Source organism: Streptomyces sp. NPDC018947 (genome assembly GCF_044390505.1).
GTDB lineage: Bacteria > Actinomycetota > Actinomycetes > Streptomycetales > Streptomycetaceae > Streptomyces.
The window spans coordinates 378547-397952 of record NZ_JBIRZD010000001.1; the positions used below are offsets into that span (position 1 = coordinate 378547).

Sequence of the window (19406 nt, forward strand, 5' to 3'; positions counted from 1 at the left end):
ATCGCGCACGGGCAAAGCGGATGTCACCACCTGCCCGCGACAGTCCGGCCGCGCGCGTTCACCACTCCAGTGCCCACGGCCTCCCGGTCGAGGCGAAGTGGCCGACGTTGACGCATTCGGTCGCCCCGATCCGCATCCGCCGCGCCAGCGGCTGGTGCACGTGCCCGAACAGGGCGTAGCGGGGCCGGGTCCGCCGGATCGCGTCGAGCAGCGCGCGGCTGCCCCGCTCGAAGCGCCGCGCCACCGTGTCGTAGACCAGTTCCGGCACCTCGGGCGGGATGTGGGTGCACAGCACGTCCACCTCACCGACGGACTCGATCTTCGCCGCGTACTCCTCGTCGTCGATCTCGTACGGCGTGCGCATCGGGGTGCGCAGCCCGCCGCCGACGAAGCCGAAGACGCGTCCGCCGATCTCCACCCGCTCGCCGTCGAGGACGGTCGTCCCCTCCCCGGCGTACTCCGGCCACAGGGCCGGCATGTCGACGTTGCCGTAGGTGGCGTACGTCGGGGTGGGGAACGCGGCGAACAGCTCGGCGTACTGCTTGCGCACCGCCGACTCGATCAGGCGGTCGCGGTCGCCGCCGATGCCCGCCCACAGCCGGGCCCCGAACTCCCGCGCCTCGGCGAAGCGGCGGTCGGTGCGCAGAGCGACGATGCGGTCGGCGTTGGCCTCGCCGAACAGCTCGGGGAAGATCCCGCGCGCGTGGTCGGCGTAGTCGAGGAAGAGGACGAGGTCGCCCAGGCAGATCAGGGCGTCGGCGCCGTCGCCCGCCCTGGCCAGGTCGCGCGCGTTGCCGTGCACGTCGCTGACCACATGGACGCGCGTCGTCGTGTTGCCGGCCGGTGTGGGTGCCATGACGATCAAGCGTAAGTCTGTGCGGCATGCGTGAACAGTGGCGGTCCGACCTGCGGTTACTGGCTGGTCGCCGGACGTGTCGACTACTGTGCGCAAAGGAAACCCCGTCCGTGTGACGCAGCGAACATCTCGCGGGGACCCCCTGTCGGAGAGGGCATACCGGCGGGTAACGTCCGGGCAGTCCAGTCGTGCTCAGGATTTCGACATGTGAATCCCGCGTGTGTTTCCCCGAGCACTTGCCCGAGCCTTGGACCGCACCGTCGCATCGCACAACGTCGTGGCGCCGGCGCCCTATGAGGAGCAGCAGTCTTGCGCGAGTTCAGCCTTCCGGCCTTGTACGAGGTCCCCGCGGACGGAAATCTCACCGACATCGTCCGCAGAAACGCCGCGCAGCACCCGGACGTCGCCGTCATCGCCCGCAAGAGCGGCGGCGCCTGGCGGGACGTGACCGCCCGCCAGTTCCTCGCCGAGGTGCACACCGCCGCCAAGGGCCTCATCGCCTCGGGTGTCCAGCCGGGCGACCGGGTCGGCCTGATGTCCCGGACGCGCTACGAGTGGACGCTGCTGGACTTCGCGATCTGGAGCGCGGGCGCGATCACCGTGCCGGTGTACGAGACCAGCTCGGCGGAGCAGGTGAGCTGGATCCTCGGCGACTCGGGCGCCACGGCGTGCGTCGTGGAGTCGGCCGCGCACGCCGCCGCGGTGGAGTCGGTGCGCCAGGAGCTGCCCGCCCTCAAGAACGTCTGGCGGATCGACGCCGGGGCGGTGGAGGAGCTGGGGCGGCTCGGCGCGGACGTCACGGACGGGGCGGTCGAGGAGCGCAGCTCGATCGCGAAGGCCGACGACCCGGCGACCATCGTCTACACCTCCGGCACCACCGGCCGGCCCAAGGGCTGCGTGCTCACCCACCGCAGCTTCTTCGCGGAGTGCGGCAACGTCGTCGAGCGGCTGCGTCCCCTGTTCCGCACGGGCGAGTGCTCCGTCCTGCTCTTCCTCCCGCTCGCGCACGTCTTCGGCCGCCTCGTCCAGGTCGCGCCGATGATCGCGCCGATCAAACTCGGCTGCGTCCCCGACATCAAGAACCTCACCGACGAGCTGGCCGCGTTCCGGCCCACGCTGATCCTCGGTGTGCCGCGCGTCTTCGAGAAGGTCTACAACGCGGCGCGCGCCAAGGCGCAGGCCGACGGCAAGGGCAGGATCTTCGACAAGGCCGCCGACACGGCGATCGCGTACAGCAAGGCCCTGGACAGCTCCTCGGGCCCGTCCTTCGGGCTGCGGATCAGACACAAGGTCTTCGACAGGCTCGTCTACAGCAAGCTCCGCGCGGTCCTCGGCGGGCGCGGCGAGTACGCCATCTCCGGCGGCGCCCCCCTCGGCGAGCGCCTCGGCCACTTCTTCCGCGGCATCGGCTTCACGGTGCTGGAGGGCTACGGCCTCACCGAGTCCTGCGCGGCCACCGCGTTCAACCCGTGGGACCGGCAGAAGATCGGCACGGTCGGCCAGCCGCTGCCCGGCTCGGTGGTCCGCATCGCCGACGACGGCGAGGTGCTGCTGCACGGCGAGCACCTGTTCAAGGAGTACTGGAACAACCCGGGCGCTACCGCGGAGGCGCTGGCCGACGGCTGGTTCCACACCGGCGACATCGGCACCCTCGACGAGGACGGGTACCTGAGCATCACCGGCCGCAAGAAGGAGATCATCGTCACCGCCGGCGGCAAGAACGTCGCGCCGGCCGTGATCGAGGACCGCATCCGCGCGCACGCGCTGGTCGCGGAGTGCATGGTGGTCGGCGACGGGCGGCCGTTCGTGGGCGCGCTGGTCACCATCGACGAGGAGTTCCTCGGCCGCTGGTGCGCGGAGCACGGCAAGCCGGCCGGTTCCACGGCGGCGTCGCTGCGCGAGGACCCGGATCTGCTCGCCGCGGTCCAGGCCGCGGTGGACGACGGCAACTCGGCGGTGTCCAAGGCGGAGTCGGTGCGGAAGTTCCGGGTGCTGGGGGCCCAGTTCACCGAGGACTCGGGGCACTTGACGCCTTCGCTGAAGCTGAAGCGGAGTGTGGTGGCGAAGGACTACGCGGACGAGATCGAGGCGATCTACGCGAAGTAGCGGTGCCTGCCGGGGTGCCCCTTCGCCGCCGTCGGCGGCCGCGGGCTCGTGGTCGCTCGTCGCGCCCTTCCCCCCGCCCCTGCCCGCGTGCGGGCCCCCGCGATTGCCGGGCACCCCGTCTCAGAGCAGCGTCCTGAGATTCTCCGCCAGCAGGTCCCAGCGCCATTTCTCCTCGACCCAGGCACGGCCCCGCTCTCCCATCCGGCGGCGCAGCTCCGGGTCGGCGAGGAGGGTGGTCACGCGGTCGGCGGTCTCGTCGGCGTCGCCGCCGCGCACGACCCAGCCCGTCTCGCCGTCGAGGACCGCGTCCGGGGCGCCGCCGGAGTCGCCGGCGACGACGGGCAGACCGGTCGCGGAGGCCTCCAGGTAGACGATGCCGAGCCCCTCCACGTCGAGCCCGCCGCGCCGGGTGCGGCAGGGCATGGCGAAGACGTCGCCGGCGCCGTAGTGCGCGGGCAGTTCCGCCCAGGGCACCGAGCCCGTGAAGCGTACGGAGGCGGCGACGCCGGTGTCGTGGGCGAGCCGGCGCAGCTCCTTCTCGTAGGGGCCGCCGCCGACGATCAGCAGGACGGCGTCCGGCTCGGCGGCCAGGACGCGGGGCATCGCCCGGATCAGGGTGTCCTGGCCCTTGCGCGGCACCAGCCGGGAGACGCACACCACGACGGGCCGGTCGGTCAGTCCGAGCCGGGCCCGCACCTCGTCGCCGCCGCTGTCCGGGTGGAAGGTCTTCTCATCCACGCCCGGCGGCAACTGCACCATCCGGGCGGCGGCCGCGGGGCTGAGCGCGCCCGCGATCCGCGAGCGCGTGTACTCGCCGAGGTAGGTGATCGTGTCCGTGGACTCCCCGATCCGGCGCAGCAGTTGCCGGGCCGCGGGAAGCTGGGCCCATCCCGCCTCGTGCCCGTGCGTGGTGGCGACGAGCCGCTCGGCCCCCGCCCTGCGCAGCGCCGGCGCCATCAGCCCGAGGGGCGCGGCCGCCCCGAACCACACCGACGTGCACCCGTGCTCGCGCAGCAGTCCGACGGCCCTGCGGGTCGCGCCGGGCGTCGGCAGCAGCATCGTCGTACGGTCGCGGACGACGGTGAAGGGCTGCTCGGCGTCGAAGGCGGCGGTGGCCTCGGCGCCCTCGCGCCCGCGCTTCCAGGTGGAGGCGTAGACGACCAGCCGCTCGGGGTCCAGGCGCAGCGCCATGTTGTGCAGGAAGGCCTGGATGCCGCCCGGGCGGGGCGGGAAGTCGTTCGTCACGATCAGGGTCTTGCGCATCGCCGCCGACCCTACCGAACCCCGTGCCGGGGGCGGGGCCCGGCCGTGTCTGTGGCAGCACGCGGACGTCCGGGACATCATGGGACACCGGCACGGCACACGCGGACGGGCAGGGAGCACGTGGAGACGACGGACGCGAGGCGGTTCCCGGCGGGCCCGCTGACGGCCTGGGGCGCCACCCGGCTGGTGCTGCTGCTGTTCGTGCTGAAGGTGCTGGTCTTCCCCGGCCCGGACGTCACCGTCGACGTGTCGGTCATCTACCGGGGCTGGTCCGACGTCCTGCGCTCGGGAACGTTTCCGCTGGACGACGTCACCTGGCAGTACCCGCCCGCCGCGGCGCTGGCGGTGCTCTCCCCCGCGCTGCTGCCCTTCCTGGACTATCCGACCGCCTTCTTCGCGCTGGCCTGCGCCGCCGACCTGGCCGTCCTCGTGCTGCTGCTGCGCGCCGGGCGGGGCCGGGACCGGTCGCGGCTCGGCGCGTGGGTGTGGGTGGCGGGCGTCCCGCTGCTCGGTCCGACGGTGTACTCCCGCTACGACGTGATGGTCACCGCCGTCGCGGTCGCCGCGCTGCTCGCCGCCGGCCGGCATCCCCGGGCGGCGGGGGCGCTGGCGGCGTTCGGGGCGCTGCTGAAGGTGTGGCCGGTGTTCGTGCTGCTCGGCATGCGCGGACGGCGCGTGTGGACCGCGGCCGCGGTGGCCGGCGCCGCCCTGGCCGGGGTGTCCGCGGTGGCCGTGCCGGGCGCGTTCGCGTTCCTGACGTTCCAGCGCGAGCGGGGCACCGAGGTGGAGTCGCTGGGCGGCCTCGTCTTCCACGTCGCCCGGCACTTCGGCTGGGAGGGCGCGGTGCTGCTCAACTACGGCTCGGTGGAGTTCCTCGGCCCGTACGTGGGCGTGGTGAGCACGGTCGCGCTCGTCCTGGCCACGGCGGCGCTGGGCCTGCTGCTGGTGTGGCGGCTCGCGGCCACGCGGTTCGCGGCGCACACGGCGGCGGACGCGGCCTTCACGGCGGTGCTGCTGTTCACGGTGACCAGCAGGGTGATCAGCCCGCAGTACCTGGTCTGGCTGATCGGCCTCGCCGCGGTGTGCCAGTGCCACCGGACCGGCCGGATGCGGGTGCCGGCCGCCCTGGTGCTGGCGGCGAGCGCGGTGACGGTGCTGGAGTTCCCGGTGTGGTTCGGGCACGTCGTGGCGAGCGACGCGCTCGGCGTCACCCTGCTCTTCGTCCGCAACGGCCTGCTGGTGGCCGCCGCCCTCGTCGCGGCCCGTGCGCTGTGGCGCGACTCGGTGCGGCGCGGCCGGCCGGGGCGGCCGCGCCGGTCGCCCGCGCTCAGCCCAGCTCCGCCCGCAGATACGCCTGCCACCGCGCCGTGAACGCCTCCGGCGTCGTCCCGAGCACGTCCCGCATCGCGTCCTCGACCGCGCCCGCCCGCTCGTCGTGGGCCCCCACGGCCCGGTAGAAGGCGTCCAGCCGGTCCTCGCCCCACTGGTCGGCGATCATCCGGCAGGCCAGCCAGCCGCCCTCGTAGGCGCGCGCCAGGGCGTCCGCCTCCCCGGTGAAGCCGAAGTCCTCGTCCGTCGGCAGGGCGCCGGGCACCCGGCCCGCGGCCACCGCGTCGGCCAGTTCGGGCGCGGCCCGGGAGGGCTCGCGGCCGCTGTCGCGGTAGCCGGCCCAGTCGGCGTATCCCTCGGACAGCCACAGCGGCGTGGCGGCGGTGGTGTGGGCGCGGGTGGCGACGTGGGCGGTCTCGTGGGTGAGCACGACCTGCTTGCCCAGGGTGCCGAGCAGCCCGTACGCGTCGGGGTTGACGATGATCCGGTCCGCGGGCGCCCGCTCCCGGCCTCCCGTCTCGCCGGTGGTGACCGCGGCGATGCCCCGGTAGGAGGAGGCGGGCGAGCCGAGCAGGCCGGCCATGCCCTCCAGCGACTGCGGGACCACGACGACGATCCGGCGCGCCCAGTCGCCGTCCCAGGCGGCCGAGGCCGCCGGTACCGCGCGGTCGGCCAGGTCCGCGTACCCGCGCAGCGTCTCGGCGGACTGGCCGACGCCGAGGACGAGGCTGTGCGCGCCGCGCAGCACGCGCACCGGGCCCTGGTCCCACGGCTGCTGGCCGGTCTTCGCGGCGGGCCGGTCGGAGTCCACGCTCCAGCGTCCGTCGTCGTCCCGGCTCAGCCGCACGGTGCGGGCGGTGGTGACGGCGCCCCGGTCGTAGCCCCCGAGGCGGTAGCTGAGGTCGACGGCGGCGGTGGCGGTGTCACCCGTGCGGTCCACGCCGGTCACACGGTAGGACCAGGCGGCCAGCGGGACGGCGCTCAGATTGCCGAGGGCGGGGCCGTCGCCGGTGCGGGCCCAGGCGGCCCGGTCGTGGCCGAGGACGGCCTCGGCGCGCCGGTCCAGCACCCGCTGCACGTCGGCCCGCACGGAGTCGGCGGCGGTGCGGCCGCCGCAGGCCACGAGGGAGACGAGCAGCAGGCACAGCGCCACCACCGAGGAACCCGACACCCACCTTCGACCAGCCATCCTTGTGATCGTACGGGCGCCGGGCCCGCGAGGGACGGGGCCGGGGGATCAGATCCTGGTGACGGAGGAGACCGGCATCATGCCGACCGGGTCGTAACGCACCGGTGCGCCGGGGCGCGGGGCGTGGATCACCTGGCCGTTGCCGGCGTACATCCCGATGTGGCTGGCGTCGTCCCGGTAGGCGACCAGGTCGCCGGGGCGGGCCTCGGAGAGCGGGATCCGCCGGCCGGCGTACCGCTGCTCCTGAGAGGTGCGCGGCAGACCGACGCCGGCCTGGGCGTACGACCACTGGATCAGGCCGGAGCAGTCGAACCCGGAGGGCCCGTTGGCGCCCCAGATGTAGGGCCTGCCGAGCGCGGAGCGGGCGGCGGCGAAGGCGGCGGCGGCACGGCCGGAGGCGGGGATGCCGCCCGGGCCGGTCAGATCGGTGCGACCGGAGCGGGAGGCGCGGCCGTAGGCGTCGCGTTCGCCCGCCGGGAGGCCCGCGAGCAGCCGCCGGGCCTCGGCGAGCTTGCGCTGGACGGTCTTCTTGTGGGCGGCGACGGCCTTGCGGCCCTTCTCCAGCTCGGCCAGCTTGTGCGCCGCCTCGGCGCGGTCCTGGGCGAGTTCGCGCAGGAGCTGCCGGAGTTCCCTCAGCTCGCCGGCCTGGCGGGTGGTGACCCGGTCGAGCACGGAGGCCTTGTCGAGGTAGTCGTCCGGTTCGGCGGAGAGCAGCAGCGCGAGGGACGGGTCGACGCCGCCCGAGCGGTACTGGGCACCGGCCAGCGAACCCAGCGCGTCCCGCATGGTGTTGACCCGCTCCTGCTTGCGGGCGATCTCGTCCTGCGCGTCGTCGATCTGCCGGCGCAGTCGCCCGGTGCGCTCGTCGGCCTTGTTGTAGGCCTCGGTCGCCTGCTCCGCCTCGGTGTGGAGGCGGTCCACCTCGGTACGCGTGTCGTCGTGCGGCGCGGCCACGGAGGCCGGTACGGCGCCGAGGACGGCGGCGACGGAGAGGAGGCCGACGGCGGCGGTGGCGCCGCGATCGAGCCCGGACGGTGCAACGCGGCGATGGGACCCCACGGGAAGCCGCACTCCTTCCGCTGGCGGACGGGAAACGCGGCAGACAGTAGCCCCGCGGCGAGGCGGCGGCCAACGACCTCGAAGGGGCGTGCACGGCGACGCCCCGCCGCTGACGCAGGTCACCGGCGGGGCGGACGGTCGCAGGGGGGTCAGAAGGCCGGGCCGTGATTCCCCCGAACGGGCGGCATGGGCGCTAGGCCTTCCCGGGCGCGCGGCGTGCGGGTCAGACCCGCACGCCGAACATGAAGGGGCCGCCGATGGTGTTCATCGACTCGTAGCGCACCACCGTGCCGGAGCGCGGCGCGTGCAGGACCTGGCCGTTGCCGGCGTAGAGGCCCACGTGGTGGATGTCGTTGAAGAAGAACACCAGGTCGCCGACCTGGAGCTGGCTCACGGAGTAGATCCGGGTGCCGGCGTTGGCCTGGTCCTGGGACATGCGCGGCAGTCCGACGTCGGCCTGGGCGTAGGCCCAGCGGGTCAGGCCGGAGCAGTCGAAGGAGGACGGGCCGGTGGCGCCCCAGACGTAGGGGCTGCCCAGCTTGCTCTTCGCCGCGGCGAAGGCGGCCCCGGCGCGGCCGGAGGCGGGGGTGGAGGAACCGCCGGTCAGCGCCTCGCGCTCGCTGCTGCGGGTGGCGCGGGACTCCTCGGCGGCGAGAGCGGCCTTCTCCTCGGCGGTGAGGGTGTTGAGGAGCTTCTGGGCGGAGGCGAGCTTGCCCTGGACTTCCTTCTTCTTGTTGCCCAGTTCGGTGCGGGTGGCGGAGAGGTCCTTGAGCTTCTTGGACGCCTCGGCGCGCTGCTGGGCGAGGTCGCGCTGCTTCTCCTGGATCTTCTTCAGCGCCTCGACCTGCTGACCGCTGAGCTGGTCGAGCGTGGAGGCCTTGTCCAGGTAGTCGTCCGGGTCGGCGGACAGGAAGAGCTGGAGGGAGGGGTCGATGCCGCCGGAGCGGTACTGGGCGCTGGCCATCGAACCGAGGCCGTCGCGCAGCTCGTTGAGCTCCTCCTGGCCGCGGGCGACGTTGTCCTGGATGGTGGAGATCTCCTTCTGGAGCTTCTCCTGCTTCTCCTTGGCCCCGTTGTACTTCTCGGTGGCCTTCTCCGCCTCTTCGTAGAGCTTGTCGACCTTGGCCTTGACCTCGTCCTTGTTCGGCTTCTCGCTCGGTGCGGCGTTGGCGGCCTGCGAGCTCAGGACGACGGCGGCAGCGGCAGCGGTGGTGAGCACGGTCACGCGCGTGCGGCTCGGCTGCTTGGGACGACGGTGGGACGCCACGGAGGCGAGCTCCTTCTTCCTCCAGCCGCCTGCCGACACGCCGGCGGGCGGTGCCCTCCGCCGTCACTCACCCCTTGTGAGTGATCACCCGAGCGGAGGTTCGAGCCGACCCTAGTGACCCAGTTGTGATCAGTTCAAATCCTGGGGTGAAAAACATGAGACGCGACGGGCATATTTTGCGTTCAAATCACTTCCCGTGACGCGGGTCTGACGCTACGTCGTGCCGCCGCGGCCCCAACTCGGGCATGAGTCACCTACGTTGCCCATAGGACATACGGCACCCATGGGACGAGGGGTGCCCGGCTCAGCCGCGTGAGAACCGCTTGAGGAGGACCACCGAGGCCACGGGCCGCGCCCCCGCCTTCGCCACCCCGTCGGCGACCTCGCGGTCGGTGGAGACGACGATGACCGGCCGGCCCGGCGGCTCGGCCCGCACGAGCTGGCGGATCAACTCGTCGGCGGTGACGCCGGGCTTGGAGAACAGCACCCGCACCCCGCGCGGCGGCGCGAGCAGCACCGGCGCCGCGAGTTCCGCCCCGTCGAAGACGCAGGTCGTCTCGGCGCCGGTCTGCGCGGCGAGCTGGGAGAGCTGGCCGAGCAGGCGCAGCCGCTGCTTCTCCAGCGGCATCTGCGGATAGCCGGTCTTGGTGACGTTGTAGCCGTCGACGACCAGATGCGCCTGGGGCAGCGCGAGCAACTGGTCGAGCACGGCGGGGTCGTGCTCGGACAGGGCGCGCGCCGCGATGTCCTTCGGCGTCATCCGTCCGGGCTCGACGGCGTCCACCGTCTCCGCCGGCCGCACCGAGACCGGCGGCAGCGCCAGCTCCCGGCGCAGGCCCTGGGTGGCGTCCAGCAGCGTGTCGAGCAGCAGCCGTACGCGCATGTCCTCGACGCTGCGCCCCTCGCGGGCCGCCCTGCGGGTGGCCTCCAGGGCGGCCTCGGCCTCGCCGAGGCGGGCCTTGAGCCGCCGGCTCTCGCTCTCGGCGGCGGACACCTGGGCGTGCCCCTCGGTGCGTACGGCGTCGATCTCCTCGCGCAGCTTGCGCAGGGCCGCCTCACCGCGTTTGACGTCGCTGAGGGCCGAGCGCAGCTTGCGGTGCAGCGACTCGGCCTCCTTCTTCACCGACTCCAGCTCGCCGCGCAGCCGCTCCGTCTCGGTCCTGGTCTGCTCGCGGGCCCGCGTCAGCTCCTCGCGCAGCCGCTCCAGCTCCGCGCGGCTCTCCTCGTCGGCGCGCTCGGCGTCCGCGCGCTGCGCCTCCTCGCCGGCGGCGGTCACCAGCTTCACCCAGCCGTGCGGGCGCAGTACGTAGGCCGCGGCCGCCACGTCGAGCGGGTCCGCGGCCGGGGGCGGGGTGCCGGATTCGAGGGCGCCGGCCAGCTCCGGCTGGGCCTCCTTGAACTTCTCCCCGATCCGCTGCCGGAACAGGGCGTCGCTCTCGACGGCGGCGGCCATGGCGGTGCCGGCGAACTTCGTCCGGCGGTTGGGCGCGAAGCGGGCGTACTGTCTGAGCTGTGCGGGCAGTTCACCGAGGGTGAGCCCGCCGAAGCCGTCCGACACGATCTGCACGACCCTGCGGCGCACTCCGTCGGGCAGCGGGCGGTCGAGCACCTCAGCGGCGCCGTCGCCCGGCCCCCCGCCGTGTGTCTCCACCATCCGTCACCCCAATGCCTCTGCTGCCCGCGCACTCCCGTGCGCGGTCCCGGTGCGGGACCACCGCCCGCGGGCCCCGCTCCCGTCAGGAACCGGAACCCGGCCTGTCCACGAGTTCCACCTGGTCCACCGCGTTGCACCAGCGGCACCGCACCGACTCGATCGTCTCACTGAGCACCTCGCGCTCCTCGACCGTCGGCTCACCGGCCAGATCGAGGTGGACGTACTCCACGACCTTCGAGGCACGGGTCACGTCGAAGCGGGTCAGGTTGCCGCACAGGGTGCAGCGCCACCGCGTCGTGTCGGTCGGCAGGGGAACCGTCATCGTGGCTGTTCGCTCTCTTCCAGTGTCGGTGACGCGCCGGTCCGCCCGGTGCGTGCTGGCTCGTAACCCTACGGCCTGGCGGGTACCCGCCGCCCGCGTGTCCACGGCGGCGAGGCGCCCCAGGTGGATACGCCCCGTTACGTCATGCTCTGTAGCCATGATCCGCGACTGGAGCACGGCCGCCCTCTCCCGGGCCAGGACGCTCGCCACGGCCCGCGCCCCGCGCGGCCGCACGGCACCGGTGACGTACGCGCTGATCACCCTGTGCTGCGTGCTGTTCCTGCTCAGCCCCGCCTCGGGCCTCGGTCCGGCCTACGGCACCGGCGAGGAGCTGCTCGCGGCGCAGCGCGCCTACTTCCGCCGCTGGGGCGTGATCCCCGCGGAGCTGTTCGAGGACTCCCCCGGTTCCGTCCTCACGCCCGTGACGGCCCTGTTCGTCCACGGGAGCTGGGTCCACCTGCTGGGCAACATGCTCTTCCTCTACGTCTTCGGCGCGATGACCGAGGCGCGGATGGGCCGGATCCAGTTCCTGCTGTTCTACCTGGGTTGCGGCGCCCTGGCGCTGCTCGGGTACGCGGCGGCCAACGCGCACTCCCAGGAGTCCCTGGTCGGGGCCTCCGGCGCGATCTCCGCGATCCTCGGCGCGTTCCTGTTCCTGTTCCCGTCGGCCCGGGTGACCAGCCTGCTGCCCTTCCTCCTCTTCCTGCCGCTGCGCTTCCCGGCGTGGCTGGTGCTGCCGTTCTGGGCGGCCCTCCAGTGGACGGCGGCGGGGCGGGCCGGTGACGGGCCGGGGGTGGCGTACCTCGCGCACCTGGTGGGCTTCGGGCTGGGCTTCGCCTTCGCCTGGGTGCGGTTCGGCGGTGGGACTAGAGTTGGGGGCGTTCCAGCGACGGCCCCCGAGGGAGAGAACCAGCCGTGATCAGCGCGATCGTCCTCATCAAGACCAGCGTGGACCGGATCCCAGAGATCGCGGAGCAGATCGCCGCGCTGGAGAACGTCAGCGAGGTCTTCTCCGTCACCGGCACCTACGACCTGATCGCGATGGTGCGGGTGAACCAGCACGAGGACCTGGCCGAGGTCATCCCCGGCCGGATCAGCAAGATCCCCGGTGTGGAGGGCACGGACACGCACGTGGCGTTCCGCACCTACTCCCAGCACGACCTGGAGGCCGCCTTCGCGATCGGCCTCGACAACTAGGGCCCGGCGTTCGGCTCACGCCCCGGACGTGTCCGGCACGCAACGGCCTTCCTCGGTGCGGTAGTTCCACCGGGCGCCCTCGCTCACCAACTCCCTGACGGCGTTCACGAACCGCTCGACGTGCTCGTCCGGGGTGCCCGCGCCGAAGCTCACCCGGACGGCGTTGAGGGACTTCTCCCCGGGTGCCGCCTCGGGCGCGCCGCACTCGCCCTGGGTCTGCGGGTCGCTGCCGAGCAGGGTGCGCACCAGCGGGTGGGCGCAGAACAGGCCATCGCGCACGCCGATGCCGTACTCGGCGGAGAGGGCGGCGGCGAAGTGGGAGCTGTTCCAGCCGTCCACCACGAAGGACAGGACGCCGACGCGGGGGGCGTCGTCGCCGAAGAGGGACAGCACCCGCACCTCGGGCACCGCGGCGAGCCCGTCGCGGACCTTGCCGATCAGGTACTCCTCGCGGGCCACCAGCGTCTCGAAGCCGGCCTCGGTGAGCGCCTTGCAGGCCGAGGCGATGGCGTAGGCGCCGATGACGTTGGGCGAACCGGCCTCGTGCCGGGCGGCGCTGTCGTGCCACTCCACGTCCACGCCCCCGTCCGCGCGCCGGCTCACCCTGCGGCTGGCGCCGCCGCCCGCGAGGTACGGCTCCGCCTCCCGCAGCCAGTCGGCGCGCCCGGCGAGGACGCCGGAGCCGAAGGGGGCGTACAGCTTGTGCCCGGAGAAGGCGACCCAGTCGACGTCCAGGTCGCGGACGCTCACCGGGTGGTGCGGGGCGAGCTGGGCGGCGTCCAGCACGATCCGGGCGCCGTGGGCGTGCGCGGCGGCGGCCAGTTCGCGCACCGGCCACAGCTCACCGGTGACGTTGGAGGCGCCGGTGACGCAGACCAGGGCCGGCCCGTACGGCTCGCGGGCGGCGAGCGCGCGCTCCAGGGTCTCCACGGCCTGCTCCGGGGTGCGCGGGGCGTCGAGGTAGGTGACCTGCGCGTCCCGCCAGGGCAGCAGCGAGGCGTGGTGCTCGGTCTCGAAGACGAAGACACGGCAGCCGGCCGGGAGCGCGGCGGCGAGCAGGTTCAGCGAGTCGGTGGTGGAGCGGGTGAACACCACCTGGTCGCTGTCGCGGCAGTCGAGGAACTCGGCGACGGTCCTGCGGGCGTTCTCGAACAGGTCGGTGGAGAGCTGCGAGAGGTACCCGGCACCGCGGTGCACGCTGCCGTAGTACGGGGCGTAGGCCGCCACGTCGTCCCAGACCCGCTGGAGCGCGGGCGCGCTGGCGGCGTAGTCGAGCGCGGCGTAGCTGACCTCGCCGCCGGTGACCAGCGGGACGGTGACGTCCCGGCCGAGGACGGGCAGCGGGGCGTGGACGGAGCGGTCGGCGGAAACGGCGGAGACGGACATGGAAGTACTCCCGTGAAGGCACGTGTCATCGCCACGCGAGCGACCAGGGCTCGAGCGTGGGACCGGTGGGGAAGAAGGGGATGCGGAGGCGGGGCTCTGCGGCCCTATCGCATTCGCTGATTCACGGGAGACTCCCTCGGACGACCCAGGACCCCTGGTTTCGCGAGGGGTCCGCGCTTGCCGTGAACCCTGCTGTCCACGGCCTGGTCTTCACCCGGGGCACCCCGCCACGGACGGAGGGTTGCCGGACAGTCGGCCGGGGCCGAATGACTGTCACTCATGACCTGGGAAGGAACGTACGTGAAGTGATCGCCGCCCCGCAACCCGAGTCCGGATCGCGGGACGGACGTCACCGACGGGGCGGTGCTACGCGTTGCTGGCGGCCACCCAGCGCTCCAGGGTCCGCCGGGCGGCGCCCGAGTCGATGGACTCGGCGGCCCGCTCCATGCCCGCCCGGATCCGCTCGGCCAGCGTCCCGCCGCCGCCTTCCAGGGCCACCAGGGCCGCGGCCGAGTTCAGCAGCACGGCGTCCCGCACCGGCCCCGTCTCACCGGCCAGCAGCCGGCGGGCGACATCGGCGTTGTAGGAGGCGTCGGCACCGCGCAGCGCCTCGACCGGGACCAGTTCGAGGCCGACGTCGCGCGGGTCGAAGGCCTCCTCGGTCACCGTGCCGTCCCGGACCACCCACACCCGTGAGGTGGAGGTGGTGGTCAGCTCGTCGAGGCCGTCGTCGCCGCGGAAGACCAGGGAGGAGTTGCCGCGCTCGGCGAACACCCCGGCGATGATCGGCGCCATCCGGGGATCGGCGACGCCGACCGCCTGGGCGTTCACCTTGGCCGGGTTGGTCAGCGGGCCGAGGAAGTTGAAGACGGTCCGCACCCCGAGCTGGCCGCGGGCGGTCGCCACGTGGCGCAGCGCCGGGTGGAACTTCACGGCGAAGCAGAAGGTGATCCCGGCCTCCTCGGCGACCTGTGCCACCCGCTTCGGCGTCAGCTCCAGATTGACCCCGAGCTTCTCCAGCACGTCGGACGCCCCGGACGCCGAGGAGGCGGCGCGGCTGCCGTGCTTGACGACCTTCGCGCCGGTGCCGGCGATGACGACGGCCGACATGGTGGAGATGTTGACGGTCCTGGCGCCGTCGCCGCCGGTGCCGACGATGTCGACGGTCTCGCCGGGCACGTCGATCACGTGCGCGTGCTCGTACATCGAGCGGACGCAGCCGGAGATCTCCTCGACGGTCTCGCCCTTGGCCCGCAGCGCCGTGGCGAAGCCCGCGATCTGCACGTCGGTCGCCTCGCCGCGCATGATCAGGTCCATCGCCCAGGCGGTGTCGCCGGCGGACAGGTCGCGGCCGTCCAGCAGCCGGTTCAGCAGGGCGGGCCAGGAGCGGCCCGCCGCGGTGTCGCCTCCAGCGGGGGTCACAGCGCTCATGAGCCGCTCCAGAATCGTGTGCGTCGTGGAAAGGGAGTGTGCTCCCACCCTATCCAGCCCCAGGACACGGCGAAGGGCCCCGTCCGCAGACCGGACGGGGCCCTTCGACCGTGGTGTGGCGACTGCTGGAGGTCAGTGGTGGCCGTGGCCGCTCGTGATCTCCTTGTATTCCTCGACGGTCGGCTTCGGGATCTGCGCTCCCTCGCCGTAGTACGCCTTGCTGAGCTTGGCGCGGAGCTTCTCCGCGGCCTTCGGCTTGCGCTCGACGCCGTTCTCGTCGACCGTCGGGCCGATCTCGGCCGGCTTGTACTGCTCGTGCGACGTGAGCGTGTGCAGCGCACCCTGGCTGAGCGGCTCGTGGACCTCGATGAACTCACCGTGCGGCAGGCGCTTGATGATGCCGGACTCGCGTCCGTGCAGCACCTTGTCCTTGTCGCGACGCTGGAGGCCGAGGCAGATCCGCTTGGTGACCACGAAGGCGATGACCGGGCCGACGAAGAACCCGATGCGCACGAACCAGGTGACCGCGTTGATCGAGAGGTGGAAGTGCGTGGCGACGATGTCGTTGCCACCACCGATCAGCATGATGATGTACGCGGTGACCCACGCGACGCCGAGGCCCGTGCGGGTCGGGGCGTTGCGCGGCCGGTCCAGGATGTGGTGCTCGCGCTTGTCACCGGTCACCCAGGACTCGATGAACGGGTACACGGCGATGGCCGCGAGGAAGACACCGAAGATCACCAGCGGGACGAACACGCCGAGGACCAGCGTGTGACCCCAGAAGTTGATCTCCCAGCCCGGCATGGCGCGGACCAGACCCTCGGCGAAGCCCATGTACCAGTCGGGCTGCGCACCGGTCGACACCTGGTCGGGCCGGTAGGGGCCGATGCTCCAGATCGGGTTGACCGTCACCAGGCCGGCGATGGCCGCGACCACACCGAAGACCAGGAAGAAGAAGCCTCCGGCCTTGGCCATGTAGACCGGCAGCAGCGGCATGCCGACGACGTTCTTGTTGGTCTTGCCGGGACCCGCGAACTGCGTGTGCTTGTGGTAGAAGACCAGGATCAGGTGGCCGACCACCAGGCCGAGCATGATGCCCGGCAGCAGCAGGATGTGGATCGAGTAGAACCGGGCCACGAAGTCGTGGCCGGGGAACTCCCCGCCGAACAGGAACATCGAGATGTACGTGCCGACGATCGGCACGGACAGGATCGCGCCCTGCGTGAAGCGGACGCCGGTGCCGGAGAGCAGGTCGTCCGGGAGCGAGTAGCCGGTGAAACCGGTGAACATGCCGAGGACGAACAGCAGGAAGCCGAACAGCCAGTTGATCTCACGCGGCTTGCGGAACGCGCCGGTGAAGAACACGCGCATCATGTGCACGAACATGCCGGCGAGGAAGATGATCGCCGCCCAGTGGTGGATCTGCCGGATGAGCAGACCACCCCGGATGTCGAAGCTGATGTCCAGCGTCGAGGCGTACGCCTCACTCATGAGCTGGCCCTGCAGCGGCACGTACGAGCCGTGGTACGTGACCTCGTTCATCGACGGGTGGAAGAACAGCGTCAGGTACACACCCGTGAGGATGATGATGATGAAGCTGTACAGGCAGACTTCACCCAACATGAACGACCAGTGGTCGGGGAAGATCTTGCGCATGTTGGCCTTGGCCAGGGAGTAGATCCCGAGCCGGCCGTCGGCCCAGTCGGCGACGCGCTCGCCGGCCGGGGCCTTCCCGCGAGAGCGGGACTCGTTGGTCGCTGTCGTGCTCATCCGCGCTCCCAGAATGCAGGACCGACGGGCTCTTCGAAGTCGCCGAGCGCCTCGAGATAGCCCTCGTCGTTCACGCCGATGCGCAGCTGCGGCAGGGCGTGACCGGCGGGACCGAAGATCACCCGGGCACCGTCGGAGAGGTCGAAGGTGGACTGGTGGCAGGGGCACAGCACGTGGTGCGTCTGCTGCTCGTACAGGGAGATCGGGCAGCCCACGTGGGTGCAGATCTTCGAGTACGCGACGATGCCCTCGTGCGACCACTCGAGCTCGCGCTTGTCCTTGATGTTCTCCGGCTGGATCCGGACGATCATCAGGGCGGCCTTGGCGATCTCGTTCTGGAAGCCCTCGTCGTGCTCCTCCAGGCCCTCGGGCTTGGCGAAGGTGAGCGAGCCGACCGCGACGTCGGACGGGCGCATCGGCTCGTTCGTGTTCATGTTGACGAGCAGCTTGCCCTTGGACCACAGGGTGTGCCGGAGCTTGGTGCCCGGCAGCGGGCCCAGGTCGCGCAGCAGGACGACGCCGGAGAGCGGCACCAGGGTGAGCGCGCCCAGCATCGTGTTGCGGATCAGCTTGCGGCGCCCGATCACGGACTCCTTGGCGCCCTGCTTGAAGTCCGCGTGGACCTTGGCACGGACATCGGGAGACGCCTCGATCGGGTGACGCTCGTCGGCGACCTCCTCGTCGGACATCAGGGTGCGCGCCCAGTGGACGGCGCCCGCGCCGATGGCGAACAGCGCCACGCCCAGGGTCAGGCCGAGCGCGAAGTTCATCGCGTTCAGGTGTCCGAGCGGGAAGATGTAGACCGACTGGTCGTGCGGGATCGCCACGAACGAGGCGATGAAGCCGATGGTGGCCAGCATCGACAACGTGAACAGCAGCGCGACCGTGCGCTCGGACCGCTTGGCGGCCCGCTCGTCGATGTCCTGGATGCGGTGCTCGTGGGGCGGCAGCCCCGGGTCGGCGAACGGGTTCTTCTCGTCCGCGACCTTCACCGCACCGTGCGCGGTGCCCTGCTCAGCAGGCAGGTTCTCTTCTGGAATGTCTTGGCTACTCATGACTTCTTGGCCTTTGCGGTCCGAGCGGCGACCCACACGGCGACGGCGATGCAGCCGCCGAGGCCGAAGATCCAGCCGAAGAGGCCCTCGCTGACCGGCCCGAGGCCGCCCAGCGAAAGACCGCCGGGGCTGACGGTCTGGTCACTGTTGACCGCGTCCAGGTAGGCGATGATGTCCTTCTTGTTCTGCTCCGACAGCGTCGTGTCGGGGAAGGAGGGCATGTTCTGCGGGCCGGTCTGCATGGCCTCGTAGATGTGCTTCGGGTCCACGTCCTCGAGGGTCGGCGCGTACTTGCCGTGCGTCAGCGCGCCGCCCTTGCCGGTGAAGTTGTGGCACTGGGCGCAGTTGGTGCGGAACAGCTCACCGCCCTTGGCGGAGTCCGCGCCCTCCGGACCGTACTTCTCCCCGGTCGGGATGGCCGGACCGGCGCCCAGCGAGGCGATGTAGGCCGCGAGCTGGTCGATCTCGGCCTGGGAGTAGATCACCTTCTTGCGCGGGACCTGTGCGCCCGGCTGCTGGGCCGGCATACGGCCGGTGCCCACCTGGAAGTCGACGGCCGCGGCGCCGACGCCGACCAGGCTCGGACCGTCGCTGGTGCCCTGACCGCCGGTGCCGTGGCAGCTGGCGCAGCCGACGGCGTAGAGCTTCTTGCCCTCGTCGATGGCGAGGGACTGGGCGGTTTCATCGGCCTGCGCCTTGCTCGCGGGTGCGAACGCGGCGTACAGCCCCCCGGTGCATGCCAGCGCGAGGAGTAGGACGACGAGCGCCGCCAGCGGATGGCGTCGTCGTGCGGAGAGCTTTTTCACGGATTACCCCGGTGTCAGGATCTTCTGCGTCGATGCTTCTGGTATTGCGCGGGTGCGTGCCGCGACTACTTGATCATGTAGATCGTGGCGAAGAGGCCGATCCAGACGACATCGACGAAGTGCCAGTAGTAGGACACGACGATGGCGGCGGTCGCCTGCTCGTGGGTGAACCTCCGGGCCGCGTAGGTGCGGCCGAGGACCAGCAGGAAGGCGATGAGGCCGCCCGTCACGTGCAGTCCGTGGAAGCCGGTGGTCAGGTAGAACACCGAGCCGTACGGGTCCGACGAGAGCGAGAGGCCCTCGTGCTTGACCAGCTCGGTGTACTCGAACACCTGACCGCCGATGAAGATCGCACCCATCACGAAGGTGACGATGAACCACATCCGGAGCTTCTTCACGTCGCCCCGCTCGGCCGCGAACACGCCGAGCTGGCAGGTGAGGGAGGAGAGCACCAGGATCGTGGTGTTCGTCGCGGAGAACGGGAAGTTCAGCGCGTCGGCCTTCTCGGACCAGAAGTCCGGGCCGGTCACCGATCGCAGGGTGAAGTACATCGCGAAGAGGGCCGCGAAGAACATCAGCTCGGAACTCAACCAGATGATGGTTCCGACGCTGGTGAGGTTCGGCCGGTTGACCGACGGGTGCGCGTGCCCGGTTTCTACTGTCGTTGCTGTCGCCACGACCGACATTATGTCGGTCGCTTATCCCGCCCTCACCCC

Annotated in this window: 17 protein-coding genes and 1 riboswitch; of the genes, 4 read left to right on the top strand and 13 right to left on the bottom strand. The window is 71.8% G+C overall.

Annotated features, from left to right (window positions below; genetic code table 11):
• Positions 1 to 58 precede the first annotated feature (58 nt).
• On the bottom strand, positions 59 to 856 hold the full coding sequence (locus ACH499_RS01730; RefSeq protein WP_399013212.1) for a metallophosphoesterase: 798 nt from the start codon (positions 854 to 856) through the stop codon (positions 59 to 61).
• A 309-nt stretch (positions 857 to 1165) separates the two neighbouring features.
• Between ACH499_RS01730 and ACH499_RS01735 the strand changes: the two genes are divergently transcribed.
• Complete coding sequence (locus ACH499_RS01735; RefSeq protein WP_356200199.1) at positions 1166 to 2962, top strand: AMP-dependent synthetase/ligase; 1797 nt, start codon at positions 1166 to 1168, stop codon at positions 2960 to 2962.
• A 120-nt stretch (positions 2963 to 3082) separates the two neighbouring features.
• On the opposite strand, the gene ACH499_RS01740 is transcribed toward ACH499_RS01735, so the two are convergent.
• Positions 3083 to 4225 (bottom strand): glycosyltransferase family 4 protein, encoded by a 1143-nt coding sequence (locus ACH499_RS01740; protein ID WP_356200200.1) that lies wholly within the window; start codon positions 4223 to 4225, stop codon positions 3083 to 3085.
• A 120-nt stretch (positions 4226 to 4345) separates the two neighbouring features.
• Here ACH499_RS01740 and ACH499_RS01745 point away from each other — a divergent pair, with 120 nt between their 5' ends.
• Positions 4346 to 5596, top strand: a complete 1251-nt coding sequence (locus ACH499_RS01745) for a glycosyltransferase 87 family protein (protein WP_399013215.1) — start codon at positions 4346 to 4348, stop codon at positions 5594 to 5596.
• Here ACH499_RS01745 and ACH499_RS01750 read toward each other — a convergent pair.
• The 5 genes from ACH499_RS01750 to ACH499_RS01770 form a co-directional block, all read right to left on the bottom strand.
• Positions 5553 to 6743: a hypothetical protein gene (locus tag ACH499_RS01750; protein WP_399013217.1), complete on the bottom strand. Its 1191-nt coding sequence runs from the start codon at positions 6741 to 6743 to the stop codon at positions 5553 to 5555. The two genes, ACH499_RS01745 and ACH499_RS01750, sit on opposite strands and share 44 nt — an antisense overlap.
• A 48-nt stretch (positions 6744 to 6791) precedes the next feature.
• Positions 6792 to 7802 (bottom strand): NlpC/P60 family protein, encoded by a 1011-nt coding sequence (locus ACH499_RS01755; protein ID WP_399013218.1) that lies wholly within the window; start codon positions 7800 to 7802, stop codon positions 6792 to 6794.
• A gap of 223 nt (positions 7803 to 8025) precedes the next feature.
• A complete protein-coding gene (locus ACH499_RS01760; protein ID WP_356200207.1) occupies positions 8026 to 9069 on the bottom strand; it encodes an NlpC/P60 family protein in 1044 nt (347 codons plus the stop codon).
• A gap of 304 nt (positions 9070 to 9373) precedes the next feature.
• Complete coding sequence (locus ACH499_RS01765; RefSeq protein ID WP_356200209.1) at positions 9374 to 10723, bottom strand: NYN domain-containing protein; 1350 nt, start codon at positions 10721 to 10723, stop codon at positions 9374 to 9376.
• 82 nt (positions 10724 to 10805) lie between these two features.
• Entirely contained in the window at positions 10806 to 11045 is a 240-nt protein-coding gene (locus ACH499_RS01770; RefSeq protein WP_356200211.1) for a hypothetical protein, read from the bottom strand.
• Positions 11046 to 11202: 157 nt separating this feature from the next.
• Between ACH499_RS01770 and ACH499_RS01775 the strand changes: the two genes are divergently transcribed.
• Both ACH499_RS01775 and ACH499_RS01780 read left to right on the top strand, forming a co-directional pair.
• A complete protein-coding gene (locus ACH499_RS01775; protein ID WP_356200213.1) occupies positions 11203 to 11964 on the top strand; it encodes a rhomboid family intramembrane serine protease in 762 nt (253 codons plus the stop codon).
• Positions 11961 to 12242 (top strand): Lrp/AsnC family transcriptional regulator, encoded by a 282-nt coding sequence (locus ACH499_RS01780; protein ID WP_272585426.1) that lies wholly within the window; start codon positions 11961 to 11963, stop codon positions 12240 to 12242. Before ACH499_RS01775 ends, ACH499_RS01780 begins: the two co-directional genes overlap by 4 nt.
• A gap of 15 nt (positions 12243 to 12257) precedes the next feature.
• On the opposite strand, the gene ACH499_RS01785 is transcribed toward ACH499_RS01780, so the two are convergent.
• The 6 genes from ACH499_RS01785 to ACH499_RS01810 all read right to left on the bottom strand — a co-directional run bounded on the left by ACH499_RS01785 (position 12258) and on the right by ACH499_RS01810 (position 19376).
• Positions 12258 to 13628, bottom strand: coding sequence for an aminotransferase class V-fold PLP-dependent enzyme (locus ACH499_RS01785; RefSeq protein ID WP_399013221.1), 1371 nt, complete (start codon positions 13626 to 13628; stop codon positions 12258 to 12260).
• Positions 13629 to 13796: 168 nt separating this feature from the next.
• A riboswitch (SAM riboswitch) is annotated at positions 13797 to 13913 on the bottom strand.
• Between the two features lie 81 nt (positions 13914 to 13994).
• A complete protein-coding gene (trpD, locus tag ACH499_RS01790) occupies positions 13995 to 15059 on the bottom strand; it encodes an anthranilate phosphoribosyltransferase (protein WP_399013223.1) in 1065 nt (354 codons plus the stop codon).
• Positions 15060 to 15191: 132 nt separating this feature from the next.
• Positions 15192 to 16829 (bottom strand): cytochrome bc complex cytochrome b subunit, encoded by a 1638-nt coding sequence (locus tag ACH499_RS01795; RefSeq protein ID WP_356200217.1) that lies wholly within the window; start codon positions 16827 to 16829, stop codon positions 15192 to 15194.
• Positions 16826 to 17884: a Rieske 2Fe-2S domain-containing protein gene (locus tag ACH499_RS01800; protein ID WP_356200219.1), complete on the bottom strand. Its 1059-nt coding sequence runs from the start codon at positions 17882 to 17884 to the stop codon at positions 16826 to 16828. The genes ACH499_RS01795 and ACH499_RS01800 overlap by 4 nt, the downstream gene beginning before the upstream one ends.
• Positions 17881 to 18690: a c-type cytochrome gene (locus ACH499_RS01805; RefSeq protein ID WP_356200220.1), complete on the bottom strand. Its 810-nt coding sequence runs from the start codon at positions 18688 to 18690 to the stop codon at positions 17881 to 17883. The genes ACH499_RS01800 and ACH499_RS01805 overlap by 4 nt, the downstream gene beginning before the upstream one ends.
• A 65-nt stretch (positions 18691 to 18755) precedes the next feature.
• The gene (locus ACH499_RS01810) at positions 18756 to 19376 is read right to left on the bottom strand and encodes a heme-copper oxidase subunit III (RefSeq protein ID WP_029393865.1); all 621 of its coding nucleotides are present in this window, start codon (positions 19374 to 19376) and stop codon (positions 18756 to 18758) included.
• Between the last annotated feature and the right edge of the window lie 30 nt (positions 19377 to 19406).

Excerpts from the sequence above, each read along its gene's own strand:
- ACH499_RS01730 (WP_399013212.1), bottom strand. The coding sequence starts at position 856 with ATGGCACCCACACCGGCCGGCAACACGACGACGCGCGTCCATGTGGTC.
- ACH499_RS01740 (WP_356200200.1), bottom strand. The coding sequence starts at position 4,225 with ATGCGCAAGACCCTGATCGTGACGAACGACTTCCCGCCCCGCCCGGGC.
- ACH499_RS01750 (WP_399013217.1), bottom strand. The coding sequence starts at position 6,743 with ATGGCTGGTCGAAGGTGGGTGTCGGGTTCCTCGGTGGTGGCGCTGTGC.
- ACH499_RS01765 (WP_356200209.1), bottom strand. The coding sequence starts at position 10,723 with ATGGTGGAGACACACGGCGGGGGGCCGGGCGACGGCGCCGCTGAGGTG.
- ACH499_RS01770 (WP_356200211.1), bottom strand. The coding sequence starts at position 11,045 with ATGACGGTTCCCCTGCCGACCGACACGACGCGGTGGCGCTGCACCCTG.
- ACH499_RS01775 (WP_356200213.1), top strand. The coding sequence starts at position 11,203 with ATGATCCGCGACTGGAGCACGGCCGCCCTCTCCCGGGCCAGGACGCTC.
- ACH499_RS01785 (WP_399013221.1), bottom strand. The coding sequence starts at position 13,628 with ATGTCCGTCTCCGCCGTTTCCGCCGACCGCTCCGTCCACGCCCCGCTG.
- trpD (WP_399013223.1), bottom strand. The coding sequence starts at position 15,059 with ATGAGCGCTGTGACCCCCGCTGGAGGCGACACCGCGGCGGGCCGCTCC.
- ACH499_RS01795 (WP_356200217.1), bottom strand. The coding sequence starts at position 16,829 with ATGAGCACGACAGCGACCAACGAGTCCCGCTCTCGCGGGAAGGCCCCG.
- ACH499_RS01800 (WP_356200219.1), bottom strand. The coding sequence starts at position 17,884 with ATGAGTAGCCAAGACATTCCAGAAGAGAACCTGCCTGCTGAGCAGGGC.
- ACH499_RS01810 (WP_029393865.1), bottom strand. The coding sequence starts at position 19,376 with ATGTCGGTCGTGGCGACAGCAACGACAGTAGAAACCGGGCACGCGCAC.